We start from the raw sequence: 26,354 nt of genomic DNA on the forward strand, positions 1-26,354 counted from the left end.
GGATTACTTGCAACGTTTGGTGTCCGCGCCTGACGGCGGCGATGTTTGATCGGAATCGGCTTTCTAGACGAAGGGGTGCGGGTCATAGGTGTTGTTCCGAGATAAAACAGTTGATGGCGTCCTGCAGATCGACGACGGAGTGGAATATGCCGTTTTTCAACCGCCGTCGGGTGAGCTTGGCATAGAAGCGTTCGACAGCATTGAGCCATGAGCAAACGTTAGCAAATCCTATCCCGGTTTCCACCAACCCGGCCGCAGGCCAGTCAGTGTCTCCCTCAATCCGAGCGCTTGGTGGTCAGTTCGTATCAATTGCCGGATTTGCCGGTGACGACGCGCCATCGAAGATCCGGGGCGCTTCATATCCGCAAGAACCTCTCGTAAAGAAGGGGTACGACAAAGATGGTGAGCGCGGTCGAGGCAAGCGTACCGAAGATAAGCGAGATGGCGAGGCCGCCGAACACGGGGTCGGGAAGCATGATGGCCGAGCCCAGCACAATGGCAAGCGTAGTCAGCAGGATCGGGCGCAGGCGCACGGCGCCGGCCATGCGGGCAGCCTCCGCGAGAGGCATGCCATGCTTCTGGTTGTCCTGAATGAAGTCGATAATGAGCAGCGAGTTACGGATCACCACGCCGGAGAGTGCGATGATGCCGACGATCGAGGTCGCGGAGAAGTCGGTACCCAGCAGCCAGTGCCCCGGAAAGATACCAATGATCCCGAGTGGCACAGCGGACATCGCGATCAGCGGAATGAGGAACGACTTGTAATAGGCGACGAGCAGGAAATAGACTGCGGTCAGCGCAGCGCCGAGCGCCATCAGCATGTCGCGGTAGATATCGAGCGTCATGCGCATTTCACCATTCCAAAGAAGTTGGTAGCCGTTGATGATATCAGGCGCGGCCTCGCTGAGGCTGAGATTACCGATGGCGAGTGGCTGGCCGTCGGGCGCGTGCATCCTGGACAAGCGGCGGTTAAGATCGAGCACGGCATAGACCGGCACGCTGTGCGAGAGTTCTCCCCCGATGAAGATCACGCGCTCATTGTCCTTACGCTGGATCGGCTTGTCGGCCTCGGTCGGAGTGCGTCGGACGAGTTCGGCCAACGGAATCTGACGTCCCTCCCGACCGGTCACATAGAGACCCTCGAGTTGGGACGGCGCAGGCTGCTCTGCTCGCGGCACATAGGCCCGGATCGGAACGGGATTGCGCTCAGGATCGATATGCGCGCGCCCGACTACCTGACCATCGTAGACGAGGCCCAGGACATTAGCGATATCCGCGGCCGATACGCCGGAAAGTGCCGCTTTTTCACGGTCTGGCACGAAGCGCCATTGCGCCACGTCGGTGGGCTCGCTGTTTGAGATATCGACCATGTCGTAGGTCTTGGCAAACTCGGCTTCGACCTGTTTAGCCAGTCGACGCAGGCCTACCAGATCCTCGCCGTGTAACTCCGCCAATACCGTGGCGCGCACAGGCGGCCCCGGCGGATCTTCGACCAGCCTCACCTGGGCGCCCGGATAACGGGCACGGATGGCATCGACCTTCGTGCGCAACTCGCGAACAAGCATGATCGAACTTTCCGAACGATGTTGCTTGTCCACAAGGTTGACGCGGATTTCGGCGACATTCTCGCCCGTTCGAAGCGAGCTGCCCTGCATCAGCCCATTGAAATCCGGGACGCCGGCCTGTCCGATCCAGTTCTGATAGTTCGTCACCAGCGGATCAGCGGCAAGAAGTCCGTCGATCTCATGGACCATCCTGGCCGTGTTTTCGACCGGGCTGGCTTCGACCATGGTGATGACGATGTTGAAGGTGTTCTTGTTGTCCTTGGGCAGAAAGCCCATGGCGACGCCGAGCGGGGGCACTGGCCCGCCCACGCCGGATGGGCGGATGAACTGCCAACCGCCTTGCGCCGCCGATAGGAGCAGAGCGAGGATTGCACCGATCATCAGGGCCCGGCGCGCGCTCGAACGCTCCTGCAACGGCTTGATCAGCCAGAGATAGACGTCCCGCAACTTGTCGGGCTTGCGCTCCTCATGGGTGTTTGCCTCTGATTCTGCCTCGCTTCCATCATCCAATATGCCGCCGGTCGGAGCCGGTCGCTTGACCCAGCGGTTCGCCGCCCATGGGGTGACGATATAGGCGACGACGATGGAGGCGAGCATCGCGATCGGGACATTGTAGGCGATGGGGTAGAAATAATCGCCAGCCATGCCGGTCACGAGCAGCAGCGCCGCGAACACCAGCATCACGGCAAAGGTCGCGAGATTGGTGGCGCCGCCGATTTCGTTGGTGGCGAGGACGGTCACGTCCTCCTTCGCGGCCGTAGAGTGGCCATGATAATGGCGGTGGATGTTCTCGATGACGACGATCGACGCATCGACCAGCAAGCCCAGCGCCAGGATCAGCGCGAACAGAGTGATGCGGTTGATCGTCACCCCGCCAAGCAGATCGGCGCCAAGGGTGATCGAGAAGATGACGGGCACCGTCACCGAAACGATCAGCGCCTCGCGCCAGCCGAGGAACAGCAGCATGATGAAGCTGACGGTGATGAGCGCGATCGCCAGATGCTCCATCAGCCCGTCGACGGCCTCGTCGGCTTTCTGGCCGTCGTCCCGGGTGGTGACGACATGGACCGCGCGGGGGATGAAGCTCGCCTGCATCCGTTCGACTCGGTTGGCCACGGCTTCGGACACGGTGACGGCATTCTCACCCTTTTTCTTCGCCACGGCGATGGTGACCGCGGGCATTTCGCCTTCGCCCAGCTTGGCGCGAGGGTCGCCAGCCGCGAAGGCGAAGCGGCTGAGATGCATGATCTCGTCGCGCGGGCCGTCCGACACCGTGGCGACATCGCCGATCTTGATCGTGCGGCCGTTGCGCACGCCGATCACCAAGTCACGAACCGCTGCCGCCGATCCCAGTTCGCCGGCATAGCGTAGTCGTTCGAGTTTGCCCGCCTCCACCGGTCCCGACAGGTTAAGGCCTACATCGGAGGCGGCCAACGCTCCACGCGCTTCGGCGAGCGATATCGAGAAGGCTTGGAGCCGGACCGGATCGAAGGCGACATCAATCTCGCGGTTGCGGCCACCATAGACGGACACCACCGAGACGCCTGGCGTGCTCCGAAGCCGTTCGGCCACCGAATCCGCCAGTCGCTTGAGCCCGTAATCGTCATAGGTGGGGGAAGCGAGCGTCACGGTGACGATGGGCACGTCGTCGGCGTCGACGGCCTGGATCAACGGGATACCCGCGTCCGCTGGAAGCCGGCCACGGTTGGCGATCACCCGGTTGTAAAGCTTGACCAGCGAATCTTCGGGCGGCTGGCCGACCTTGAACTGGACCTGCACCATGCCGACGCCGGGCTGGGCCACGCCATAGCTGTGATCGACGCCGGTCATTTCGCTGAGCACGCCTTCGAGTGGAGCGACCACCAGCCGGTCCACCTCCTCGGCAGTCGCGCCAGGCAGCGCCACTGTCACCATCGCGCCCGGTACCACGATTTGGGGATTTTCCTCGCGCGGGGTCAGCGCTACGGCCAGCGTTCCCAGCAGCAGCGAGGCGAGCAGGAAGACGATGGTCAGCTTGGAAGTGATGAACGTCTTTGCGAGGCGGCCCGCGAGATTGAGCGGGGCTTCTGTCATCGCGCCGCTCCGTCGGCAAGGCGCGCGCCGTCTCGGACAGTCGGGTCGACGCGGGCCAGGATGCGCTCGCCTGTCGAGAGGCCGGAGGTCACGACGACACGATCACCAACAGGGTCGCCCAGCCGCACCCATCGGAAGGTGACGCGCTGGTCCTTGCCGACCACGAACACGCCGGTCAGCCCGCCGCGATCGGCGACCGCGGCGGCAGGGACGGAAACAGCGCTTCCGCTATTGCCCTGGTCGCCCACCGAAGGAAGCCGGACACGTCCGAACATGCCTGGCATGATCCCGCTATCGGCGGGAAGGACGACCTCAACTGTATAGCGCCGCGTCGCGGGATCGGCCGAGGGGACGACGCCCCGGACCCGGCCGGTCACGGGGCGATCCTCTCGCCCGTCGAGCAGCACCGGAACCGTCGAGCCGGGCGCGAATAGCCCGAGGCTCGCCTGGGGAGCGGCAAAGCGGAACAATAGTCGACCCCGGCTTTCCACGGTCACCAGCGGCGAACCGGGCATCACCATGTCGCCGTCGTGAATCTGCCGGGAGACGACGACACCGTCGATCGGGCTGACGATGGAGGTATAGCTGCGATCCGCTTGCGCTGTGGCGAGCGCCGCCTGTGCTTGGGCGACTCCGGCCACCGCCGCGTCGTTGCGGAGCTGCTCCTTGCGATAGGCATCCGTTGCGAGGGCCCCGCTCTGGGCGAGTGGTGCATCGCGCGCGACGTCGCCACGTGCGTCATGCTGCTCGGCGAGAGCCGCATCCAGCCCGGCGCGTGCGCGGCGAACCGCGGCCTCGGCTTGCCGGGCGTCTATGGTCGCCAGGATCTGTCCGCGCCTGACAGGCTGGCCATCGTAGAGACCTGCCGCACGGATCGTACCCGAAGCGCGAGCGACGAGTTGTGCCCGGTCATCGGCTTCGACGGTGCCGCTTGCCGTGGCGCCGTCCATCGATGCCGCCGGAGAAGCGGTCGTCACCGGAAGATCGACCGCCGGAGGTTCCGCCGATTGCGACGCTTCGTGTCCGCTGCCGCAACCTGCGAGCAGCAATGGGAGTGACAGGGCAAGCGCCTTCATCGGCGGGAAATCGCGGCCCATGTCAGGCCTCCACCGTCGCGGGTTGGATCAGGGCTAGGAACCGCGCCACCACCCGATCCACTGTGTCGGCTGTCTCGCTTTCTCCGGTCAGCCCGGGCGCTAGAGGCAGAACCAGTACTTGCCCCAGGGCGAAGCCGACTAGCGACAGCGCGACTTCCCTGGCGGGCACGTCCAACCTGCCTTTCCGCACTGCCGCGACGATGGAATGAAACGGCTTTTGGAGCACTGTGCGCGAAAGGGCGGCGATGCGGGCTTCGTCCCCGTCCAGCAATTCCCGATAAAGCAGACGGGCGAAGATCCGGTCGGTCATGAGCATCTGGACGAACCATCGAACGAAGGCTTCGATCTGGTTCGAGGGATGCCGGGCCAGCCACGCATCCAGCTCCTGGGCGCGGGCCTCGAACACCGAGGCAAGCGTGGCCTCGATCAGGTCGGCCTTGTCCCGGAAATGGTAATAGAGGTTGGCCTGCGTCACGCCGACCAGCTTGGCGATGTCCCGCATCGACACGGCCTTATAGCCGCGCTCCGCGAACAGGCGGGCGGCTGTGTCGAGCAGTTGGGATCGCATATCGGACATCAGAAAAGCTCACTTGTTGAACGACCGTTAAGTGCGCTAGTAAGCGATTCGCCGATGGCTGTCCAGCGGGCTTGTGCCGAGGCGATCCGAACCGGAGATTCTGCCAATGCGTGTGCTTCCTCTTGTCCCGCCGCTCCTGCTGATACCGATGCTCGGTGGATGCATGATGGGGCCGAATTTCCATGGGGCACCGCCGCCGCCGGCTTCGATGAGCAAGACCTTCGTGCGCGCCGATCAGGCCGCGATGCCGGTACCGCCGCAATTGACGCCATGGTGGCGGACCTTGAACGACCCGCTTCTCGATCAGCTGATCACACGCGCGCTGTCTTCGAACCCGTCCATCGAGGTGGCCGAAGCGCGCGTCCGACAGGCGCGATCCCAGATGCGCGGCGCGCGCGCGGCCCTGGCGCCGGTTGTCGGCGCCGGGGCCGGTGCGGGGAATATCCAGGCACCGGGGTTGGTGACGGGCGGAGAGGCCAAATCCTCGTCGCTGTTCCTCGCGGGGTTCGACGCGCTGTGGGAGATTGATCTCTTCGGCGGCGCGCGACGGAACATCGAGGCGACGCGCGCGCAATTCGGCGCGGCGCAAGCCGATGCGGACGATACGCGTCTCACTCTGACTGCAGAGATCGCGCGCCAATATATCGCGCTGCGCGCAAGCCGGCAGCGTCTGGAGATTGCCCGCTATTTGCTCACCAACCAGCAGAAGATCGCCGATCTCACCGCGCAGCTCGAAGGGGCGGGCAAGGTGTCGCGTATCGAGCGCGAGCAGACCGACCGCGGCGTGGAGGCCAGGCGACAGACGGTTGCTGCCCTGGAAGCGGAAGTGAACGATCACAAGGACGCGATCGCCGTGCTGGCGGGAGAGGCACCGGGTGCGCTCGACACCATGCTCGATGGGCCCGGCACGGTTCCGCTTCCTCCGGTCGAGGTGGCGGTAGGCGATCCTGCGGCCATGCTTGCACGGCGTCCCGACATCAGGGCAGCCGCGCAACGTCTTCACGCCGCAAACGCCGGTATCGGCGTGGCGGAAGCTGCCCGGATGCCCAGGGTCAGCCTTGCCGGCGTAGTCGGTCTTGGCGGCGCGCTGAAGGGCGATATCACGAGTGCGGACAATCTCTGGTCGGTCGCGGGCCCGACGATCCAGTGGAATCTGGCCGACTTCGGGCGCGGGCGGGCAGGTGTGGATCAGGCTGTCGCCGGTCGCGATGAGGCTGCAGCAGGGTATCGCGCCACGGTGCTCGCCGCCCTCCAGGATGCGGAGGGCTCGCTCAACCGGTTCGGCGAAGCCCGCAAGATGTTTGCGATGCAGGCGCGCAATGGCCTATCAGCCGTTCACAGCAATGACCTTGTCCAGCAATCCTGGCGCGTGGGGCGATCTTCCGCGCTCGTGGCTCTGGCCGCCGAAAATGAGCAATTGGCGGCAGAAGATCTCCTGGTCCAGGCTCGCATGGCTCTGACAACGCAGTTTGTTGCGCTCCAAAAGGCGTTGGCGATGGGGGTGAACTGATAACCGTCGAGTCTGGGAGATGATAACGGATTGTATATCATCTTCTCTGGCGGCTGCATGTTACATGGTATTTGATGCGGGTGATCTCGTGTTCGTCGGCTTTTGCATCGTAAGAGCGGTGTCTCACACCCACCTTGTGCGTGTGGGGGTGAGTGCTGTGGCGCGTCGCCATGGGTTGGATCCGTCGCAGATTTGCGCCTGGCGCAAGAACTTGCATCGGCAGTTGGTGGACCACAGATTGGCGCCGTTAGCGGCAGAGCCGGTCTCCGAAACGTTTGTGCCAGCACTGATCGAACCGACCGTTCCACCGGCACCTGCCGCTTCTCCAACTCCGGCGCGACGCGGCAAGCGGCGACGGCCATGGAACTGGAGATCGACGGCGTTGCGGTGAAGATCGCGAGTGGCGCCGATGCTGGAATGATTGCGGCCGTGATCGAAGCGCTCAAGGGTTTACGATGATTTGACCGGGCGCCGGCGCGCGGGTGATAGTCGCGACGCGTCCGATCGACTTCCGCAAGGGGCCCGATGCTTTGGCGGCCCTGGTGGGCGCCGAGTAACGCGGTGAGCCGAATCCTGCGCAAGCTCGCCGCCTATCCGCTTCAGAACGATCTGGCCGCCGCATTACGCGAGGTCGGCCGCATCAAGCGGACACTGTTCATCATCGAATGGATTCTCGATGCCGGGATACAGCGCCGTGCGCAGATCGGCCTCAACAAGTGCGAAGTGTAACACGCCTTGAAGGACGCCCTGTGCATTGGTTGCCAGGGCGAGATCCGCGACCGCACCACCGAGGGCGAGCACTACCGGATCGCGTGCCTCAATCTGCTCACCGCAAGCATCGTCTACTGGAACACCCTGCCTCTCGGCCACGCTGTGGAAGCCCGGCGCCGCGAAGGGCTCGATACGCCCGACCATCTTCTCGCCTACATCTCGCCGCTCGGATGGGCGCATATCCTCACATCGGCACGGACCATTCGGCAGGGGCCGTCACGATCGCGGACGGGCAATCACGTCCATGCGTCGCACGCATCATAATATCACAATTTATGCATTAGACATAACGCATATGCAGCCATAGTCGTCATTGATAGTTTCGAGACGGCGGGCTGAACATTCCTGTTACAATCATTCCCGGGTCACGCTGACAGGCGAAGCCCGGATGCCCCCGGTCAAACCAGTCGATAGATTGAACTGTAAGGGGGCAGATATGAGGTTGAGGTTGACGGGCGTGGTTTCCGCCATCGCGCTGATGTACATGGTTCCGTCCGGTGCGCTCGCGCAGACGGCGCCCAAGCCGGAAGCGCCCGCCGAAGCATCCACCGAAGCGTCGCCCTCGGCCGGCCCCGACATCGTCGTGACGGGATCGCGCGTGGCGCGGCGCGACTATCAGTCGAGCAGCCCGATCGTCACCGTCAGCAGCGACGCGATCGCCGCGACCGGAAACGTCACGCTGGAAGGCGCGCTGAACCAGTTGCCGCAATTCACCCCGGACGGGACCGCCTTTTCCAACGGCCTCAACGCCACCGGGCAGGCCACGCTCAACCTGCGCGGGTTGGGAGCGCAGCGTAACCTGGTGCTGCTCGACGGCAAGCGGTTGCAGCCGTCCAGTTCGACCCAGGTGGTCGACATTAACTCGCTGCCGACGATCCTGGTCGGCGGGACGGAGATCATCACCGGCGGCGCGTCGGCGGTCTATGGCTCGGACGCGAACTCCGGCGTGGTGAACTTCAAGCTGCGCCAGATCGAGGGAGTCGAGATCAGTGCGCAGAACACCATTACCGAACGCGGCGATGCCGGCATCCGCAATATCTCGCTCGGCGCCGGCACGCACTTCGCCGGCGGCCGCGGCCGCGTGCTGTTCGGGATCGACTATACCGATCGCGACGCATTGGGCGTTACCGACCGCGCGTTCTTCCGGCGCAACGTCGGCGTATCCAGCTCGATCGGCGCCGGCCTGTTCACCCCCAGCACCAATGGCCCGTCGCAGGCTGCGATCAACGCCGCCTTCGCCGCCTATGGCGTCCCTGCCGGAGCGGTGCCGCGCGCATCGTCGATCGGCGTCAACGCCGACGGGACGTTGTTCTCGACCGGGCTGGGGGTCTATAATTATCGCGACGCCACGCCTTATGTGAACAACATCGGGAGCGCGCTGCTGCAGAAACAGAAGGACGTTTATGCCCAGATGCCGCTGGAGCGTCTGTCGACCTTCGGCAAGGTCAGTTACGACCTGGCGTCGGACGTGAAATTCTACGCGCAGGGACTTTATGCCGACTATACCGCTTATTCGATGGTCGACGCCGCGCCCAATGCCGGCGTCTGGATGCTGAGCGTTCCGGTGACTAACCCGTATATCCCTGCCGCGCTGCAACCGCTGCTCGCCTCGCGCGCAAAAATGACCGCGCCGGTGCTGGTGACCAAGCGGTATGTCGAGGCCGGGCCGCGCCGCACCAGGCACGATTCCACGACATGGCAGGCGCTGGCGGGATTTTCCGGCCGCATCGGCGCGATCACCTGGGACCTGTACGGATCGCACGGCGAGAGCAGCCTGAGCGACGCCACCGCCGGATCGGTGTTCGCCGACAAGGTGCAGCGACTGGTCAGCGCGCCTGATGGCGGCGCGGCGCTATGCGGCGGCTACAATCCGTTCGCCGTCACCAATTCCGCCACCTGCGCCGCCTATATCAGCGGCACCACGACCAACCGCACCAAGACGACGCAGGACGTCGCGGAACTGACCTTCCAGGGGCCGCTGGTGACGCTGCCGGCGGGCGAAGTGCGCTTCGCCGCCGGCGCCGACTATCGCCGCAACAGCTTCTCCTTCACGCCCGACGCGCAGCAACTGGCCGGCAATATCGTCGGCATCACGCGAAGTTCCGGCACCAGCGGCTCGACCCGCGCGATCGAGGGCTATGCCGAACTGCTCGTGCCCCTGCTGCGCGACCTGCCCGGCATCCAGTCGCTCGATCTCGATGCCGCCTATCGCTATTCGGACTATGACCGCTCGGGCGGGGTCTCGACCTACAAAGCGGAGCTGAACTGGCAGGTGTTCGAGCCGCTGCGGCTGCGCGGCGGCTACCAGCGCGCGATCCGTGCGCCCAACGTGGGCGAATTGTTCACCGCCAGCACCGGCCTGTTCCCGACGATCGGCACCGCCGCGACCGGCGCGGGCGACCCGTGCGACATCCGCGGCAGTTATCGTACCGGCGCGCACGGCGCCGACGTGCGCAACCTGTGCCTGGCGCAGGGTGTCCCGGCCGCGGTGATCGACGCTTATGCCAACAACGTGTCGCAGGTCGGCGCCTATCTGTCGGGCAATACCGATCTGTCGCCGGAAAAGGCCGACACCTATACCGCCGGCGCGGTGCTGACGCCGCGCCTGGCCACGCCGTCACTGTCGGCGCTCAGCCTGTCGGTCGATTATTACAACATCAGCATCGCCAACGCAATCGCGACCATCCCGGTCACCCTGTCGCTCAGCAAATGCTTCAACGGCGACGGCAGCAACCCGACCTACAGCAACAGCAATTATTACTGCTCGCTGATCGGGCGCGATCCGGCCACCGGCGGGATAACCAACGCGCTGATGCCCTATCTGAACATCGGCGGCTATCGCACGTCGGGGGTCGATGTGCAGCTCGACTGGTCGGTGCGGCTGGCCGACATCGGTATCGGCGGCGGTGACACGAAGTTCGGCATCTCGTCGGTGGTGAACTATCTCGACACCTACAGGGTGCAGAACCAGCCGGGATCGCCGTTCCAGGAATATGGCGGCACGATCGGCAGCGGCACGACGCTGCCGCGCTGGCGCTCGACCACCTCGTTCACGCTCGGCGACAGCAGGGCCACCATGCTGGTGCGCTGGCGCCACATCGGCGGGATGAGCGATTTCTCGTCCGTCGCCAATCCGGCGAGCACGATCGCGGGGGTTCCGGCCTATGACTATGTCGACCTGTCGTTCCGGATCGATCCGGTGAAGGGGTTCGGGCTGCGCTTCGGCGTCAACAACCTCGCCGACAGCGAGCCGCCGGTGGTGGGCGGCGTGCTCGGCACCACCGACAGCGGCACCTATGATGTGCTGGGCCGGACCTTCTACATGGGCGCGACGGTGCGTTTCTGACGTCAACGGTGGAGAACAACGCGATGAAGTCCCATTCGATCGGCATGGCCGCGCTGGCGCTCGCGCTGGCGCCGCAGGCGGGCGCTCAATCCGCCCCCGCGCCAGCGTCCTCAGATGTGGGACCAGCGCCGGAAGCTCCGCCGACCCCGGCGCGGCTGCCGGCGGCCGGTAGCATGATCGATACGGCCCCGTTGCCCGCCGCCCTGGGTCTAGCCGACGCGGGCACCGCGCTGCGCATCCTCTATACCGCGACAAACGGTATCACCGGCACCAGAAGCGTGGCGGTGACGGGCGCGCTGTTCCTGCCGAAGGGCACACCGCCCAGGGACGGCTGGCCGGTGGTGGCGTGGGCGCACGGAACGGTCGGGATCGGCGACGGCTGCGCCCCGTCCGCCAACCCGCGCTCTGAACGCGATTCGACCTATCTCAACGGCTGGCTGCGTGAGGGTTATGCGGTCGTCGCGACCGATTACGAGGGGCTGGGCGGGCCGGGACCGCACCCCTATCTCAATACGCGGGCGGAAGCGTGGTCGGTGCTCGATTCGGTGCGCGCGGCACTGGGCGCGACGGTCGGGGGCACGCGCCTGCCGCTCGCCAACAAGGTGCTGATCGTCGGCCAGTCGCAGGGGGCGAGCGCGGCCTTCGCCACCACGATCGCGGCGCGCGGCTATGCGCCGCAGGTCAACGTGCTGGGCACCATCGCGACCGGCATCCCCTATCTGACCGGCGCATTGCCGCCACGGGCCAATATCGACCAGGTCGATCGGACCATCGCCTATCTGTTCTACATCGCCGCCGCCGCCGGCGAGGTCGATCCGGCGCTGAAGGCGGATACCGTCTTCACGCCCGCCGCGATGCCGCTGGTCCACGCGGCGGCGCAGCGGTGCGTCGCGGACATGATGACCGCGACCGTCCAGGCCGGGATGACGCGGCGACGGACGCTGCAAGGCGACTTCGTCGCTTATTACGCCAGCTTTCTGCGCAATACCGCTTATGCGACGCTGAAGACGGCGACGCCGGTATTCGTCGGCACCGGCGAACAGGATATCGACGTGCCGACGCCGATGCAGAAGGCGCTAGTGCGCGATGCGTGCAAGGCCGGGACGCGAATCCAGTTCCATCTTTATCCGGGGCTGGACCATTCGGGCACGCTCAACCCTTCGTTCGCCGATTCACGCCTGTTCGCGCGGCAATTGCTGGAAGGGCGGCCGGTCGAGACCAATTGCCCCGCAAGCTGAACCCGCTGGCCGAATCGTCATGATGTGGCGACCAGCCATACCGCCCGGCCAGGCCTGGACGACGCCGTAGGCGAAGTTCGCACCCGGCCGGGAATCCGGACAAAAGCGCTCGTGGTACGGCCGGTCTATCGAAGCGGCGCCCGACGCGACTCAGTGTCCGGCCGTCTCCGGGCCGTCCGAAAGCATCTCATCAATGATGGTCCTGATCACCGGAATCGAGGCCGGCATCGTCCGACCGCGCAAGGTGATGATGGAGAATTTCGATATTATCGATATATCGGAGGTTTGGATGCGCACCAGCTTTCCGTCGCGCACCAGATCCCTGGCCGTCGCGATGACGCCCATGAACACGGCGGTGGTGGTCTGGGCGACCTTCAGCAGGCTCGTCACTTCATCGCATTGGAGAGAGATGAACTGGTCGGGATGGGCCTCGGGGCCGTATCTCTCGACCAGGAAGCGCGCCGCCTCGTCGCTGATGCTCGTGCTGGCGACGGGATAGTCGAGCAGGTCACGGAACCGGAACGCCTTGCGCCGGGCCAGCGGGTGATCGGGCCGGCACAGCAGTCCGGTCTTCAGGTCGGCGACATGCTCGATAAGCAGGTCCGGCGTTGGCGAGACCGAGCGCGCTTCCACGATCAGGGCATCGACCTGCTGCGCGCGCAGCGCCTGCAATTGCGTCTCGGTCGGACCTGACGTCAGGGTTATCCGCAGGTTTTTCGGGTGATTGGACACATAGGCCAGCAGGGGGACGGAAAGGATCGCGCGGGGCGTGGACCCCAGACCGAGGCGGAAATGGCCACCGATCCCGTTGGCGTGCTCCTCGGCGGTCCGCGTCAGCGTGTCGATGTCGGCGATCACGTTGCGGGCATGTTGCAGTATGATCCGTCCGAACGGCGTCAGTTCGTTGCTGTGCCCGATCCGGTCGATCAACCTTGCCCCGACCTGCTCCTCGAGCATGGCGATGCTGCGGCTGAACGCGGCCTGCGAGCGATGGACCCGTGTGGCGCCCTTGGTGAACGAGCCGGTATCGGCCAGCGCGACGAAATGCTGCAACTGGGTGAGGCTGATATCTATCATATGTCGTTCCGATAATCTTATCCAGAATAATGCATTAGACACATTGATCGGCCCGGCATAGCCTCGTGCTCCACCATGTTGGTTTCGCGCGGTGCGGGTAGTCTGTTTTTGGAGGGTAGGTTGGCGACGGTCCTGGACAAAAACCCCGCGGGTGAATCGGCGAGCTTCTATGACGAGTTCGTCGCGTTGCGCCGCGACATCCATCGCCACCCGGAACTGGGCTTCGAGGAGGTTCGCACCAGCGACATCGTCGCCGCGAAGCTGACCGAATGGGGCTATGCCGTCACGCGCGGCCTCGGCGGGACCGGCGTGGTCGGGCAATTGGTGCACGGCAACGGCGGCAAGGTGCTGGGCCTGCGCGCCGACATGGACGCGCTGCCGATCCAGGAGCAGGGCCAGGCTGAATGGCGCAGCGATACCCCCGGCGTGATGCACGCCTGCGGCCATGATGGCCATACCGTCATGCTGCTCGCCGCGGCGAAACGCCTGGCCGAGGACCCGGGCTTCAGCGGAACGCTCAACCTGATTTTCCAGCCCGCCGAGGAGGTGGGCACGGCGGGAGCGGGCGCCGCGCGGATGATCGCCGACGGCCTGTTCGAGACATTCCCCTGCGACGCGGTGTTCGCTATGCACAACGCGCCGACCGTGCCGGCCGGTATGCTGCTGTTCCGCGAGGGGCCGATGCTGGCCTCGTCCGACGCGGTGAACGTCGTGCTGAAAGGCCGCGGCGGGCATGGCGCCATGCCGCATACCGCAGTCGACCCGGTCGTCGGCGCGGCCAGCCTGATCATGGCGCTCCATACGATCGTGTCGCGCAACGTCGACCCGCTGAGAACCGGGGTGATCACCGTTGGGGTGGTCAGGGCCGGTGACGCGCGCAACGTGATCCCCGACAGCGCCCGTCTGGAGATAACGGTGCGCGCGCTCGATCCGGCAGTGCGCGACCTGCTCCATGAGCGTATTTGCCGCGTCGTGGCCGACCAGGCCAGCAGCTTCGGGCTGGAGGCGGAGGTTGACTATGATCGCGGCTATCCGCCGGTAGTCAATTCGGTGGCGGAAACCCGCTTCGCCAGCCAGGTCGCGGCGGATGTCTTCGGGGCCGGGCGGGTGATGACCGACTGCCCGGCGCAGACCGGTGGCGAGGACTTCGCCTTCATGCTCGAGAAAAAACCGGGCTGCTACCTTCTGATCGGCAACGGCGCGGCGGGGACGCCGCATGCCTGCATGGTCCACAACCCCCATTACGATTTCAACGACGCCGTCATCCCGACCGGAGCCGAATATTGGGTGCAACTGGCACGTCGGTACCTGGCCCAGTGACCTCATAGGCGTGAAAACGGCCATCTGAAAGAACGGGTAGGGAACGTTTGCTCCTGATCATATCGCGGCTTCTACGGAATTGCTGGCGAATACCTCTGGGCGAAGGACGCCGGCGCTCAAGGTGTCATTTCGCCCTCAGCCGGAACCGACACCGGCTTTCCCGGTAGGTTGGCACTTGATACCCCATATTTGGGATTCAGCAGGAAATCACACATCCTTCGCCATCAGGCGGATGAGCATCCGGGAAAAGGTTCCGGCGAAGGCTTAGCAGCGCCAATGCGGCGTCTCGGCGAAGTGTGGGAGGATCCGCCACAGCGACGGCGTCTAATTCCCGATCTATCATTCTCAAGAGGGCCTCCGAGGGCTTGAGCGATCGACCACGGGCGAGATGGTCGAAATAATTCTTCACGGAAGAAAGAATGCCTCTGGTCTCCGCTGCCCCCCCCGGCTCCAGCCTCGCGTGCAATCCGGCGAGCTGCGCGAGCGAAAGGCCTGCCATCATGTCGCGCAGCACATCCCGCGTGGTGCCGGTCCCGTCCGATTCGTCGCGGGCCAGGCGGGGCGTGATCAGCGCGATCCGGTGCAGCATCCGGCTGCGCCAAGCGGCGGCGCTGCCCGCACCGAAACGGCCCAGCGCGATATCGTGCTGCCCGGCCTTCAGCGTGCGGGCGACCGCGCCGCTGGTCCAGAGCGACTGGGTGAGGTTCATCGCGACCAGCGCCAGATAGATGCCGGTCAGCGTCGACAGGCCACCGTTCAGATAATCGGCGAAGGCGGGCTCGAACCGTTCTGAAATGATATTGGGACTTAATGTGCCGATGATGAAATTGAACGACAGAGGGGCATAGCGCGGCACCGTCTGCAGCGCGCCGCACAGGATCAGCACCGGCGCCAGCGCGAGGACGAACAGCGGAAGTCCGTCGATCGCCGGCAGCACGATCAGTACATAGGCCGCGCCGAGCAGCAGCCGCAGCGCGACCCCGATGAACTTGTTCCGTAACAAAAGGCTGGGATCGCTGTTGTTCGCGTAAATGGAGAAATAGACCCCCGCCAGCATCACGCCGTTGACGCCGCCTTCCCAGCCTGAAGCGATCCACAGCAGGCAGATGAGGTACAGTGTCGCCGCCGTGGCGATCGCCGCCCCTGCCGCCCCGGCGACGTCGCGCTCGACGCTGCGCTGCGCGCCGGCGACAAGAACGCGGATTCGCCGGCGTTCGCTGTCCCTCTGCCGATCGCCGCGCATCGCCTTGCGCAAGAGCAGTGCGTTGCCGTTGACCTGGATCAGATCAGCAAGCCGCGCTAGCAGGCTCAGTTCCAGCCGCTCGCGCCAGCCCATGCCGGGAACGACCGCGGGTTCGGCTTCGCGGCAGCGCCGCCGGAGCGCATCTGCGGCGCTTAATAGGCCCGGCGTATGTGGGGCGCCATCGGCAATCTGACGGAGCCATTGCTCGATGTCGGACACCAGCGGCTCGACGCCGTGCGATGCGCCGCCCAGCCGCGCGAGTTCGCTCAGTCGGTCATCCACTCCGGCCGACAATGGCAATGTCCGCTCCACATGCGCCAGCAGCGCGCGCACCACATCCCTGCGCAACGGCATGCCGGCGCCCTCAAAACCGGAGTGGACGAGAAGTTCGTGAATCTCGTTGACGTCGGAAGCGAGCCGGCATCGGTCGCGATCTAGCTGACAATCGCCGGGCATGACCAGCGCATCGGCCGACCATCGCGCCGCCGTCTGCATCGTGGCATCCAGTTTGGACAGCATCAGTTCGCGCGCCGAGCCAGGGAGCACCGTCGCATGGATCATGCTGCTGCAAAGGATACCGAGCGTTATTTCCTCGAACCGGGCGACGGCGGTGTCGAAGATCGCTCCTGGATTCTGAACGCTGGCAAAGACGATGATGCACGTGCTGTATCCCGCCAGCGCGAACATATAGGAGCGCGGCGATCGCTCGATTCCGGATGCGAATACGCACAGCCCGAGCCACAGCGCGATCGCCAACGACAGGATTTCAGGCGCATCGACCAGCGGCGGTACCAGCGCGACCGAGACGATCGCGCCGGTCATCGTGCCGACAATACGATAAACCGATTTGGAAAGAACCGCACCAACGCGCGGCTGGGCCACAACATAGACAGTGACAAGCGCCCAATAGGGGTTGGGCAGGCCGATATGAAAGGCAATCCACAGCGCCAGCACGGCAGCCGCGAAGCTCTTGATCGAGAAAATCAGCGCCGGGAGGCCGAGCGGCAGCTTCATGCGAGCCGCGCCGTCATGGCTGGGCATCCGCCTCCCAGCCACCGCCCAGCGCGAGGAATATGGCGACACGATCCGATGCCAGCTTCGCGTCGGACGCCGCCAACGCACTTTCGGCCGTGGCCAGCGTCCGCTCGACGTCGAGCGCCTCTAGCCCAGAGACCGTGCCGCCGCGCGAAAGGCGGCGCTGGATGCCCGCCGCCTTCCGGCTCTGGTCACGCGCCACGCGCAGTTGCGCATTTTCGTCGAGGTCGCGCACATACACCGTGAGCGCGCTCTCCGCCTCACGCAGCGCGGTCAGCACGGTGCCGTCGAACCCGGCCAGCGCCGCCTTGGCCGCCGCGTTGGCCTGCGCGATGCGGGCGCGGGCAACGCCGCGATTGGGAAAGGTCCAACTAATCAACGGACCGACATTGAAGCGCAGCGCCGAACTGCTGAGCAGCCCGCTGACGCGCCGTGAGGTCGTTCCCGCCGATGCCCCGATCGAGATGCTAGGGTAGAGATCGGCCGTTTCGACCCCGATCGTCGCAGTGGCCGCAGCAAGCTGGCGTTCCGCCTGCCGGATGTCGGGCCGCCGCCGGATCAGCGCGGCACCGTCGCCGATCGGCAACGGCCGGTCGATGTGCGGCATCGCCGTGCAGGTTGCCAGTTCGGCCGGATAGTCGGTCGGCGCCTTTCCGGTGAGCACCGCGAGCTGATAGAGCGCGACACGGCGGTTGGCCTCAAGGGGAGGCAGCGTCGCCGCTAGCTGCGCGGCCAGCGTACGCGACCGTACCGCGTCAAGTGGCGCGAACACCCCGCCGCGCACGCCGCGCTCGGTAAGGGCGAGGCTGCGTCTTTGCAGGTTCAGCGATTGCTGTGCCACGTCGATCTGAGCGCCCGCCGCACAGGCATTGGTATAAGCACCTACGACGTCCGCGGCGACGGTGGTGCGGGTGAGATCGAGCGCGGCGGCCTGCGCCTCGGCGCCGGCGTTCGCGGCTTCGATCGCGCGGCGGATGCGCCCCACCACATCGACCTGGTAGGAGATGCCGACCCCCGCGTCGATCTGGGAATGGATGCCGGCGGAGGGAGCGACGCCCAATGTCGTGGTCTGGCCGACGCTGGGTCCGCCCTCGACCGTAGCCTGAGCGCCCGCCGCGGCACGGACCTCGCGTACCACCGCGTGGGCGCGTTCCAGATTGGCGGCGGCCGCGCGCAAATCGGTGTTGGCCGCCAGCGCCTGTTCGACGAGCGCATCGAGCCTCGGATCGTTATAGAGCCGCCACCAGTGCGACGGCATCGGGACATCCGCCAATGCCGGAGATGACGAAGCCTCGAACGCGCTGTTCGGCCGGTCGGCGATCCCCGCCAACGGCTCGGGCGGGACATAGTTGGGGCCCGCGATCGTGCAGCCCGCGAGGATCGCTGCGAGGGCGACGGTAAAACAGCCGCGCCGGGGTACCCGGCGGATCATGGCTTACGCCTCGGATCGAGGGCCTTGTCGGCGCCATCCAGCGTAACGGTGACGGTCCGTCCGGAAATCAGTGTCAGGCCTGCCGGAACGCTGTCGATTGCGATACGGACGGGGATGCGCTGGGCGAGGCGGACCCAGCTGAAGGTCGGGTTGACGTTGGCGAGCAACGTACCGGAAGCGGTCGTGCGCTCACGATCGTCGATCCCGGCGGCCAGCCCCTGGACATGACCCTTGAGCGGCCGCTCTTCCCCCATCACCCAGACCGTCACGCGCGATCCGTCGCGGATGTGCGACAGCTTGGTCTCCTCGAAATAGCCAGCGATGTAATAGCTGTCCGAATCGACGATGGCCATGACGGGCTGGCTGGCGGTGGCGTAGACGCCGGGGCGCAGCGAAAAGTTGGTGATCGTGCCGTTGACCGGCGCCTTCACGTCGGCGCGTTCGAGATTAATGCGCGCGAGGTCGCGGTCGGCGAGTGCCTGGGCATAAGCGGCCTTCGCTTCTTCCGCTGCGGAACGGCGTGTATCGATATCCTGCCCCGACACCACGCCGGCAAGGCTGCGATAGCGCCGATCCTCACGCTCTGCGGCGGTCATGTTCGCCTTCGCCGTGCCCACCGCCGCATCCGCCCGCGTCAATGCGTTCGCCAGCCGTTCGCGATCCACCTGGAACAGTACCTGATCTTTGCGTACCACCTCGTTGTCGTGCACGAAGATCGCGGTCACCCGGCCCGAGACATCGGCCGCCAGCGGCACCACGTCGGCGCGGATCTTGCCGTCACGCGTCTGCGGCGCATAGGTGTAGTAATTGTAGAGGTGCCACAGGACAAGGACGCCAAGGCAGGCGACCGCGATCGTCAGCAGAACCTTCAGTGCCTGTAATATGCGTTGTCGAGTCAGGTGCATGGCATTTTCAACTTGCGGTTAGCAGTTCGAGAAGCCCGAAGGACAATCCCAGCAGGATCAGGAACAAGGAAAGATCAAACAACGCCCGGTTCCACACTATACGATAGAAACCTACACGCAGGAGCGCCTGCGAAAGTAGCGGCCGGGCGAAAAAGGCCACTACCAGGCACAGGAGCAGCGGCGACACGAAGATGCCAGCAACGTCGAACTCGCCGATCATGCCGCCGGCTCCCACGCGGGCGCCCGTTCGAACAACGCGAGACGCAGACCGACCAGACTGTTCATGAGCCCGCGTTGCGCCTGATCCCCGCCTTCGCGCCAGGCGGTCGTCAGCGTCTCGTCGATGTCGTCGAGGAGCCGCGGCGCGGGCTCCTCCTTGCCGATCTCCTCGCGCACTGAGGCGAGCAACCGCTCGGCCGAGTCGCGCAGTTCTCCCTGCATCGCGGACCTCGCCCGGCGCAGATCGGCGATGTTGGCACCGGCACGCAGCCGGGTGAGCAGCCGGCCGCTCTGGTCCGTCTCCCCCGCTGCGGCCAAGCGGGCGGTCATCTGTCCGATGCGGTCGAGCGCTCGGTCGAGAAAGGCGTCGCGGTCGCGGCGGCTCGCATGGAGGGTAAGCTCGACCATATCTTCGCGTTCATCGGCGGCGAAGCGGGCGAGCGCGTGCGAACTGCCCATCTGCCGCACCAGTACAAGGCTGGCGAAGGCGATGAAAATGCCGACCAGACTGGCGACGTTAGCGTCCAGATAGGCCCCAAAACCGGGCGGACTATAGTTGCTTTGCAGGTTGATCGTGCTGAGCGTCATGGCGAGCAACAGAAGCGCCAACGGATTGGTCGCGGCCCAGGCGGCGAGCGGCAGCATGAACAGCCCCATCACCACTACGAAGCTCGCGAAGTCGTGCGCCAGCGGCAGCATCCAGTAGCTCAGGACTATGCCCAGCAGGATCGCGATCGCGGAAAACTTCGCAAACTGGGCGATCGCGCGGTCGGCCTGGTCGCCCCCCCCGAAAAAGGCGAGCGCCACCGTGCCGATGAGCACCGCGCCTGGGCTTTGCGTCCAGCCGGTCAGCAGCCAGAGTCCGCACAACGCCGTATAGGCGAGCAGGACGCCGGCGCTGACGCGCAGCGCGATGTGATAGTCTGGCCGTAGCGGGAACGGCGCGTCCTGGCCGATGCTCCGCTCGAGCTCGGCCCCAAGCGACGCGCCGCTCTCCAGCGCGGCATCAAGCTGGCGAAGCTCGCCCCACAGACGGAGCGCCTCCGCCGACAACTCGGCGCCGTTCTGTCGCACCAGCCGCCGCCACGGCGTGGCGGGGTCGGGATCGGGGAGAGCGGTCGCCGGCTCCGCGCCCGCGTCCTCCGCCGTACCGCCTGTCCGGACGCGCTCCCACGCCCCGACGAGCTGCCGGAGATGCTCGCGCCGCTTGGCCTCTTCGACGCCGGCGAGCCGCGCGCCGATGGCGGAGATGAGCGGCACCAGCCGCAGCATCCGCCGCTGGATCGCGAACACGATCTGCCGATCGCGCGGGCTGACCATCGGATCGTAGCGCAACTGCCCCGCGAGCGTCGACAGGCTCGTCATGTCGGCGATCACCTTGAGCCGGTCGTTGGCACCGATCGCGCCATCGGCGCGGCCAGCAAGAGCATCATCCATCCAGCGTTCCATGTCGGGTAGCCACGCGCGCAGCCGTCCCCGCAAGATCGGCCCCAGCGAACGTGGCAGGACGATCGTGTCGATCGTCGTTGCGCAGACGATGCCGAGGCTGATCTCGCACAGGCGCGCGAGCGCGGTGTCGAACATCTTTTCCGGGTGGTCGATGCCGGCGACCAGCACGATCATCAGCGTCAATCCAAAGAGCTGGAAACCGTAAGCGCGCGGCGTGCGGTCGAGATACGCGAAGGTGAACGCGATCGTGCCAACCAGCCCGGCCCCGATCACCATAAGCACCGGCGCGCTGCCAAACAGCCCCGCAAGCATCAGCGACAGGACGCCGGCGCACAGCGTGCCCATGAAGCGATAAACCACTTTCGACCGGATGCCGGCGGTGAGCGGATTGGCAAGCACGCAGCAAGTAACGACCGGCCAGTAGTTCTGTGGCAGGCCGATCCGCACCGAAATCGCGAACGCGATCATCGCCGACATGAACAGCTTGAGCGCGAACAGCCATCGCCCCGCCTCGAACATCAGCGGACCCGGTCGTCCTGCAGCCAGCGAGCGGCCCGCTCTTCTAGCAGACGCAGCATCCGGGTCGCGGCATCGATCTCCGCGCGTGGGACATCGCCCAGAAGCTGCCGCCGAAGCTCCGCCAGCGTGCGCTCCATCCGCTCCGCGAGGCGGCGGCCCTCCGGCAGCAGCTCGATGGCCTTGCTACGCCGGTCGCCTTCCACGTCATTGCGCACCAGCACCCCCGCCGCCTCGCCCTGATCGAGCAGTCGCACGAGCGCGGCCGGGTTGATGCCGAGCTCTAGGGCCAGGATCTTCTGTTGCACATTCGGCCCGAGGCGCGAGGCGAGCAGCACGAGCGTTGCCAGCGATGTCGACAGCCCCATGCCCGCGAGCACGCGTCCCGCCGCCTGGGTCCACGCTCGCCGCACCGGCTGAAGCGAGTTGGTGAAGGCATAGAGCGATGCATCAGAACGCACGAGATTTTCCTTACGCCGCGAATGACTGGCTGCTCGCGCAGCTCCACCTGCACTAGATTAGATCAAAAAGCAATAGTTTCTTTTTGAATAAAAAATGTTCCTAGCGCACACTCTGCGAGTCCCAAGACAGAATGACAGAATCGAGGTATGACTTGACGGAGAACGCGCGTGGGTCCTCCATCTTGCTCGCTACCATCCCGAAATGCTGGCCGAGTTCTAACGGGTCGTGCAACACCGCGACGCAGCGTCGCTGGTTTATGAGACCTGTGCGCGGGTGGGCGTAGACAAGGGCGTTGGTTACTGATTCTATGGGTTTTCCGAGGAGGAGAGCAGCGAGTGGCACATCGTTCAATTGGGCAGGAGCGGTTTGGTTTTGCGACGCGCGAGCGGGCAAATTCATCGCTCGACACGCTGGCGCCGCTGGTCGACTGGAGCGCGGTCGCAGTACTTCTCGAGCCGCTCCATCCCGCCGCCAAGGGCGAGCCTGCCTGGCCGCCGCTGGCGATGTTGAAGGCCCTGCTTCTGTCGATCTGGTACGTCCTGTCAGACGTAAAGCTGGCCGAGGCGCTCGATGATCGGGCGTCCTTACGTCGGTTTTGCGGATTTGCCGCGAATGAGGCGACGCCCGAGCGGACCGCCTTTGTCCGGTTCCGCCGGTTGCTGATTGCCCACAAGCTTGACCGGGCATTGTTCGAAGCCGTGACCAGGCAGCTCAAATCCAGGGCGGTAACCGTCAAGACCGGAACTTTGGTCGATGCCACCATCATTGCCTCGGCCAGTGAGGACGATGACGAGGCACGTTGGGTAAAACACAAGGGAAAGCGGGCAGTTCACGGCTTCAAGGCCCATGTCGGCACCGATGCCGATACGGCGCTGGTCGAGGAACTCTCGGTCACACCGGCCAATATCAATGACGGCAAGGCCGGCCCTGATGCCTTGCCTGAGGATCCGGGCGAGGTGTTTGCCGATAGCGCCTATCGCGGCAATCACTTCCGCGACGCCGTGCAGGCCAAGGGCGGCATTCCCAGCTATGGCTATGACCGGGGCTACCGCTCAAATGAACGATATTATCGCGGCAATGATCATCGCTACGAGCGGCGCGATCGCTACGAACGGCGATACCAGAAGCGCCGCATGCACCATCACCATCGCGGTCGCCACTGGCGCGGCTAGGCGCGATCGCGGGGGTGGCCGAAGGGCTTTACCGCTGCGCCCGATACCCGCTCGATCATCCGCCAGAATATGGTCGTGAGCCTCGGCGTGGTCGTTGTACTGGTTCCGGCGACGATCTTCGGTCTCGGTATCGGACCCGCGGTCGCGGCGCATGAGGGCTCGACGCTCGTCGTCGTCGCGAACGCGCTGCGGTTGCTCGCCTATTGCGAATAAAGCGCGCTCGGAGCGCGACGCGCAGGAAATGGGAGAAAATCATGTTCGAAGTCACACAGGAAACGCACATCGCGCGCTCGCCGGCGCAGGTTTGGGACGTGCTTGCAAATTTCGAACGATATGAGCAGTGGAGCCCCTATGTCCGGCCCAAGGGTTCGCCCGAACAGGGGAAGGAGATCGACTATTCCTTTCGGATGAACCCGGCTAACCCGCGCTTCTGGCCTGTGACGGCGATTGTCAGTGAGTGGGAGCCATGCGCAAAGCTTGGCTTCGATGTCCGCCTGAATTGGATGCTGACGATCGAGGAGCGCTTCGTGCTTGAGCCGGCAGCCGGTGGAACGCGGCTGGTCCACAGCTTCCGCTGCAGGGGCCTGCTCGCGCGATTGCGGCTCAGCAAGGCGCGGCGCAATTTCAAGGAGATTTTGAACGAAACGGATCGCTTGCTGACGCGCTATCTCTCGCGGCCGGCGAACAAGCCGGTGTTGAGCGCGAAGCCGAAGCGGAAGGGGCGACGGTAATGAGCGTGATTATTCGCGAGACCCGGGCAATGGGCCGGGCCGCATGGCTGGCGCTGCTCGCGGCCGGGCTCGTTGCGCTGACGGCGAGTCTTGGGGTGATTTTCATTGGGGAAGTGATGGGGCAGACGCCGTGCGTCCTGTGCTGGTTCCAGCGCGCCTTCATGTTTCCGCTGGCGATCATGCTCGCGATTGCCGCCTACCGGTCGGACCGGGGCGTTTTTGCCTATGCCGTGCCGCTCGCCGCGATCGGCTGGGTTGTCGCCCTCTATCATCTCCTCCTCTATCAGGGCGTTATTCCCGAAGCGGTCCAACCCTGTGGTGCCGGGCCTTCGTGCGCCGATGGCGCCATGACGCTATCCGGCGGTATTCCGCTCCCCTTGCTTTCGCTCGGCGCCTTCTCGGCCATCATTATTCTCATATTTTTCTATCGGAGGTCGAAATCATGAACAGGCAAACGGGCGTCATCCTGACGGGCTTGATTGCCATCGGCGCGTTCGCAGCGGGCGTGACGCTGTACAGCGGGTGGGTTGCAGGCGAACCGGCGCCGGTCCAAGCGGCGGCCGTGCCAGCCGAAACTTTTGTTCGGCCCCACTCGCCGGTCATCGGACCCAAAAATGCGCCGGTGACGATCGTCGAATTCTTCGACCCGTCGTGCGAAGCGTGCCGCGCCTTCTACCCCGCGGTGAAGCAGATCCTTGCCACATATCCCAAGGATGTCCGGCTCGTCATGCGCTACCTTCCACTCCACCCGGGATCCGCGGAGGCGATCGTCATTCTCGAGGCGGCGCGCCAGCAGGGGATCTTGGAGCCCGTTATGGAAGCTGTACTCGAGGCCCAGCCGTCATGGCATGACGGCCAGATGGACGGCGCCTGGGCGGCCGCAAAGGCGGCAGGGCTCGACGTCGAGAAGGCCAGGGCGATGCCGACCGATAAGGCACGGGCCAACATGGAGGCCGATATCGCCGACGCGAACACGCTTCGCGTCAAGGGAACGCCGACCTTCTTCATCAACGGCAAGCCCTTGGCCGAATTCGGCCCCGAGCCGCTGTACACCCAGGTCCGCGCCGAGGTCGAAGCCAGCAAACGCTGAGCGCGGGCGGAAACGGTGATGACGGACGTGCGCAACTGGTTGGGTAATCTCGAGATCGCCGAATTCTCGGCGCGCTGGCGGGGTGCGGTCGGCGATTCCGTCCCGCACCGTCATTTCGCCGCACAGGCGGTCCTTGGCACGCCATCGGTCAGCGTGGAACATACGGGCACCATCGTCGAAGCGCCGTGCGTGCTGATCGAGCCCAATGTTCCGCATCGCCTCATTCCCTGTGCCATGGCGGAGCTACATTTCATCGAGCCGACGCTGCACGCACGGATTCCCGAACTCGTCGCGGCCATTTCGACGGGGTCGTATCAGATAATATCGGAACCATCGGGCATTGCCTTCTGGGAAGGCTGGCTGGCGAATGACGAACCGGCCCCGCGCGATCGCCGGCTGGTCGATGCCATGTGGCTGCTCGACGGCCAGCTCGAGACTGGTCCGGTTCGTCTCGGGGCGCTCGCCGGCGCCGCCGACCTCTCGCCCGATCGCTTCCGGCATCTCTTCGTCGAGCAGCTCGGCATCCCGCTCCGCCGCTACATTCTCTGGCGCCGGCTGCGTCTCGCGGCGCAAAGGCTTGCGGCGGGGGATAATGTGACCGCGTCAGCGCATGGCGGCGGCTTCTCCGACGCGGCGCATCTGGCGCGCACGATCAGGCATATGTTCGGAATCAACGCAGGCCAGCTGCTCAAGGACCAATCCGGCAGTCCAGAAATTTAGCGCGCGAATAGCCGCTTCGTTCAAGCGCCTCATCGTGCGGCGAACTATTGTGACGGAATGACCGATAAGAAACCGCAAGATCAAGATTATGTCCCGCCTCTTGGCCGGCATGGATTGACCGACCAATATGACCGCGCGATCGCCCTCATGACGCGCGAGAAACGCTGGCGCTCGGAGCTCATACGCCGCCTCCCGCCGAGTGGCGGCGCGCGGATCGTCGATATCGGCTGCGGCACAGGAACGCTTGCCATCGCCATCAAGCAGGCGTTTCCCGATAGCGAGGTCATTGGGATCGACCCCGACCGGCCCGCGCTCGACCTCGCCCGCGGCAAGGCCGAGGCGGCCGGGGTCGCCGTGCAATGGGAACAGGCGATGGGTGACCGGGCCGACGACATTGTGGGAAGCTGTGACGTGATCGTCTCCAGCCTCGTATTTCACCAATGCGCCATCGAAACCAAGCAGGCGATCGCCGATGCAATGTTTCGGGCGCTCAGGTCTGGCGGGTTGATGTTCGTCGCCGACTATGGGCTGCAGCGCAGCCTCTTGATGCGGACGCTATTCCGGCAGGTGCAGTTGCTCGATGGTTTCGACAAGACCGAACCCAGTGCGAAGGGTTGCATGCCCGGAATATTCGTCGCAGCGGGCTTTGCCGAAGTGACCGAAGCCAAGGTCATCCAGACGCCGACCGGGTCGATCTCGATCTATGAAGGCCGCAAGGATGGTGCGGGGACTCAGGTTGAGCCTGCAACGAGTCCGGCCGCCGCCTGATCGTCAGGTCATCGGCGCCTCTGCGCTGGGCTAGCGGC

21 protein-coding genes and 2 pseudogenes are annotated in these 26,354 nt (G+C 65.0%); 12 read left to right on the forward strand and 11 right to left on the reverse strand.

Annotated features, from left to right (window positions below; translation table 11 throughout):
* Window position 1: 1 nt before the first annotated feature.
* The 4 genes and pseudogenes from SKP52_RS27180 to SKP52_RS24205 form a co-directional block, all read right to left on the reverse strand.
* Window positions 2-214, reverse strand: a pseudogene (locus tag SKP52_RS27180) (IS630 family transposase); the annotation flags it as partial.
* A 142-nt stretch (window positions 215-356) separates the two neighbouring features.
* Entirely contained in the window at window positions 357-3,638 is a 3,282-nt protein-coding gene (locus tag SKP52_RS24195) for an efflux RND transporter permease subunit (protein WP_040110218.1), read from the reverse strand.
* A complete protein-coding gene (locus SKP52_RS24200) occupies window positions 3,635-4,735 on the reverse strand; it encodes an efflux RND transporter periplasmic adaptor subunit (protein ID WP_052209044.1) in 1,101 nt (366 codons plus the stop codon). Before SKP52_RS24200 ends, SKP52_RS24195 begins: the two co-directional genes overlap by 4 nt.
* A gap of 1 nt (window position 4,736) precedes the next feature.
* Window positions 4,737-5,312 (reverse strand): TetR/AcrR family transcriptional regulator, encoded by a 576-nt coding sequence (locus SKP52_RS24205; protein WP_052209045.1) that lies wholly within the window; start codon window positions 5,310-5,312, stop codon window positions 4,737-4,739.
* A 148-nt stretch (window positions 5,313-5,460) separates the two neighbouring features.
* Here SKP52_RS24205 and SKP52_RS24210 point away from each other — a divergent pair, with 148 nt between their 5' ends.
* The 4 genes and pseudogenes from SKP52_RS24210 (at window position 5,461) to SKP52_RS24230 (ending at window position 12,177) form a co-directional block, all read left to right on the forward strand.
* Entirely contained in the window at window positions 5,461-6,822 is a 1,362-nt protein-coding gene (locus SKP52_RS24210) for an efflux transporter outer membrane subunit (RefSeq protein WP_264424975.1), read from the forward strand.
* Between the two features lie 564 nt (window positions 6,823-7,386).
* Window positions 7,387-7,857: pseudogene (locus SKP52_RS25815) on the forward strand (Tn3 family transposase); the annotation flags it as partial.
* Window positions 7,858-8,029: 172 nt separating this feature from the next.
* Window positions 8,030-10,939, forward strand: coding sequence for a TonB-dependent receptor domain-containing protein (locus tag SKP52_RS24225; RefSeq protein WP_040110220.1), 2,910 nt, complete (start codon window positions 8,030-8,032; stop codon window positions 10,937-10,939).
* A 23-nt stretch (window positions 10,940-10,962) separates the two neighbouring features.
* Window positions 10,963-12,177 (forward strand): lipase family protein, encoded by a 1,215-nt coding sequence (locus SKP52_RS24230; protein WP_040110221.1) that lies wholly within the window; start codon window positions 10,963-10,965, stop codon window positions 12,175-12,177.
* Between the two features lie 150 nt (window positions 12,178-12,327).
* Here the strand turns inward: SKP52_RS24230 and SKP52_RS26385 are convergent, their stop codons facing one another.
* Complete coding sequence (locus tag SKP52_RS26385) at window positions 12,328-13,254, reverse strand: LysR family transcriptional regulator (RefSeq protein WP_052209049.1); 927 nt, start codon at window positions 13,252-13,254, stop codon at window positions 12,328-12,330.
* Window positions 13,255-13,374: 120 nt separating this feature from the next.
* On the opposite strand from SKP52_RS26385, the gene SKP52_RS24240 reads away from it, so the two are divergent.
* Complete coding sequence (locus SKP52_RS24240) at window positions 13,375-14,574, forward strand: M20 aminoacylase family protein (RefSeq protein ID WP_040110222.1); 1,200 nt, start codon at window positions 13,375-13,377, stop codon at window positions 14,572-14,574.
* 196 nt (window positions 14,575-14,770) lie between these two features.
* On the opposite strand, the gene SKP52_RS24245 is transcribed toward SKP52_RS24240, so the two are convergent.
* From SKP52_RS24245 to SKP52_RS24270, 6 genes are read right to left on the reverse strand one after another with little or no spacing between them, the layout of a single operon-like run.
* Window positions 14,771-16,858, reverse strand: coding sequence for an FUSC family protein (locus tag SKP52_RS24245; protein ID WP_052209050.1), 2,088 nt, complete (start codon window positions 16,856-16,858; stop codon window positions 14,771-14,773).
* On the reverse strand, window positions 16,845-18,284 hold the full coding sequence (locus tag SKP52_RS24250; protein ID WP_052209051.1) for an efflux transporter outer membrane subunit: 1,440 nt from the start codon (window positions 18,282-18,284) through the stop codon (window positions 16,845-16,847). Before SKP52_RS24250 ends, SKP52_RS24245 begins: the two co-directional genes overlap by 14 nt.
* Window positions 18,281-19,189, reverse strand: coding sequence for an efflux RND transporter periplasmic adaptor subunit (locus SKP52_RS24255; protein ID WP_040110223.1), 909 nt, complete (start codon window positions 19,187-19,189; stop codon window positions 18,281-18,283). Before SKP52_RS24255 ends, SKP52_RS24250 begins: the two co-directional genes overlap by 4 nt.
* A 7-nt stretch (window positions 19,190-19,196) precedes the next feature.
* Window positions 19,197-19,409 (reverse strand): DUF1656 domain-containing protein, encoded by a 213-nt coding sequence (locus SKP52_RS24260; protein WP_040110224.1) that lies wholly within the window; start codon window positions 19,407-19,409, stop codon window positions 19,197-19,199.
* Window positions 19,406-21,376: an FUSC family protein gene (locus tag SKP52_RS24265; RefSeq protein ID WP_052209052.1), complete on the reverse strand. Its 1,971-nt coding sequence runs from the start codon at window positions 21,374-21,376 to the stop codon at window positions 19,406-19,408. The genes SKP52_RS24260 and SKP52_RS24265 overlap by 4 nt, the downstream gene beginning before the upstream one ends.
* Entirely contained in the window at window positions 21,376-21,834 is a 459-nt protein-coding gene (locus SKP52_RS24270; protein WP_040110225.1) for a MarR family winged helix-turn-helix transcriptional regulator, read from the reverse strand. The genes SKP52_RS24265 and SKP52_RS24270 overlap by 1 nt, the downstream gene beginning before the upstream one ends.
* A gap of 336 nt (window positions 21,835-22,170) precedes the next feature.
* On the opposite strand from SKP52_RS24270, the gene SKP52_RS24275 reads away from it, so the two are divergent.
* The 7 genes from SKP52_RS24275 to SKP52_RS24300 all read left to right on the forward strand — a co-directional run bounded on the left by SKP52_RS24275 (window position 22,171) and on the right by SKP52_RS24300 (window position 26,316).
* Complete coding sequence (locus SKP52_RS24275; RefSeq protein ID WP_081997599.1) at window positions 22,171-23,007, forward strand: IS5 family transposase; 837 nt, start codon at window positions 22,171-22,173, stop codon at window positions 23,005-23,007.
* A gap of 75 nt (window positions 23,008-23,082) precedes the next feature.
* Complete coding sequence (locus SKP52_RS26615; protein ID WP_160292473.1) at window positions 23,083-23,220, forward strand: hypothetical protein; 138 nt, start codon at window positions 23,083-23,085, stop codon at window positions 23,218-23,220.
* A gap of 41 nt (window positions 23,221-23,261) precedes the next feature.
* Window positions 23,262-23,738, forward strand: coding sequence for an SRPBCC domain-containing protein (locus SKP52_RS24280; protein ID WP_040110226.1), 477 nt, complete (start codon window positions 23,262-23,264; stop codon window positions 23,736-23,738).
* Window positions 23,738-24,184, forward strand: a complete 447-nt coding sequence (locus tag SKP52_RS24285) for a disulfide bond formation protein B (protein ID WP_052209053.1) — start codon at window positions 23,738-23,740, stop codon at window positions 24,182-24,184. The genes SKP52_RS24280 and SKP52_RS24285 overlap by 1 nt, the downstream gene beginning before the upstream one ends.
* Window positions 24,181-24,828, forward strand: coding sequence for a DsbA family protein (locus SKP52_RS24290; RefSeq protein WP_040110228.1), 648 nt, complete (start codon window positions 24,181-24,183; stop codon window positions 24,826-24,828). Before SKP52_RS24285 ends, SKP52_RS24290 begins: the two co-directional genes overlap by 4 nt.
* 18 nt (window positions 24,829-24,846) lie before the next feature.
* Window positions 24,847-25,548 carry a helix-turn-helix transcriptional regulator gene (locus SKP52_RS24975; RefSeq protein WP_052209054.1) on the forward strand — a complete coding sequence of 234 codons (702 nt, stop codon included), beginning with the start codon at window positions 24,847-24,849 and terminating at the stop codon, window positions 25,546-25,548.
* A 57-nt stretch (window positions 25,549-25,605) separates the two neighbouring features.
* Window positions 25,606-26,316, forward strand: coding sequence for a class I SAM-dependent methyltransferase (locus SKP52_RS24300; protein ID WP_040110229.1), 711 nt, complete (start codon window positions 25,606-25,608; stop codon window positions 26,314-26,316).
* Window positions 26,317-26,354: the final 38 nt, after the last annotated feature.

The organism is Sphingopyxis fribergensis, from assembly GCF_000803645.1.
GTDB classification, from domain to species: domain Bacteria; phylum Pseudomonadota; class Alphaproteobacteria; order Sphingomonadales; family Sphingomonadaceae; genus Sphingopyxis; species Sphingopyxis fribergensis.

Excerpts from the sequence above, each read along its gene's own strand:
- SKP52_RS24195 (WP_040110218.1), bottom strand. The coding sequence starts at position 3,638 with ATGACAGAAGCCCCGCTCAATCTCGCGGGCCGCCTCGCAAAGACGTTC.
- SKP52_RS24200 (WP_052209044.1), bottom strand. The coding sequence starts at position 4,735 with ATGGGCCGCGATTTCCCGCCGATGAAGGCGCTTGCCCTGTCACTCCCA.
- SKP52_RS24205 (WP_052209045.1), bottom strand. The coding sequence starts at position 5,312 with ATGTCCGATATGCGATCCCAACTGCTCGACACAGCCGCCCGCCTGTTC.
- SKP52_RS24210 (WP_264424975.1), top strand. The coding sequence starts at position 5,461 with ATGCTCGGTGGATGCATGATGGGGCCGAATTTCCATGGGGCACCGCCG.
- SKP52_RS24225 (WP_040110220.1), top strand. The coding sequence starts at position 8,030 with ATGAGGTTGAGGTTGACGGGCGTGGTTTCCGCCATCGCGCTGATGTAC.
- SKP52_RS24230 (WP_040110221.1), top strand. The coding sequence starts at position 10,963 with ATGAAGTCCCATTCGATCGGCATGGCCGCGCTGGCGCTCGCGCTGGCG.
- SKP52_RS26385 (WP_052209049.1), bottom strand. The coding sequence starts at position 13,254 with ATGATAGATATCAGCCTCACCCAGTTGCAGCATTTCGTCGCGCTGGCC.
- SKP52_RS24245 (WP_052209050.1), bottom strand. The coding sequence starts at position 16,858 with ATGCCCAGCCATGACGGCGCGGCTCGCATGAAGCTGCCGCTCGGCCTC.
- SKP52_RS24250 (WP_052209051.1), bottom strand. The coding sequence starts at position 18,284 with ATGATCCGCCGGGTACCCCGGCGCGGCTGTTTTACCGTCGCCCTCGCA.
- SKP52_RS24255 (WP_040110223.1), bottom strand. The coding sequence starts at position 19,189 with ATGCACCTGACTCGACAACGCATATTACAGGCACTGAAGGTTCTGCTG.
- SKP52_RS24260 (WP_040110224.1), bottom strand. The coding sequence starts at position 19,409 with ATGATCGGCGAGTTCGACGTTGCTGGCATCTTCGTGTCGCCGCTGCTC.
- SKP52_RS24265 (WP_052209052.1), bottom strand. The coding sequence starts at position 21,376 with ATGTTCGAGGCGGGGCGATGGCTGTTCGCGCTCAAGCTGTTCATGTCG.
- SKP52_RS24280 (WP_040110226.1), top strand. The coding sequence starts at position 23,262 with ATGTTCGAAGTCACACAGGAAACGCACATCGCGCGCTCGCCGGCGCAG.
- SKP52_RS24285 (WP_052209053.1), top strand. The coding sequence starts at position 23,738 with ATGAGCGTGATTATTCGCGAGACCCGGGCAATGGGCCGGGCCGCATGG.
- SKP52_RS24290 (WP_040110228.1), top strand. The coding sequence starts at position 24,181 with ATGAACAGGCAAACGGGCGTCATCCTGACGGGCTTGATTGCCATCGGC.
- SKP52_RS24975 (WP_052209054.1), top strand. The coding sequence starts at position 24,847 with ATGACGGACGTGCGCAACTGGTTGGGTAATCTCGAGATCGCCGAATTC.
- SKP52_RS24300 (WP_040110229.1), top strand. The coding sequence starts at position 25,606 with ATGACCGATAAGAAACCGCAAGATCAAGATTATGTCCCGCCTCTTGGC.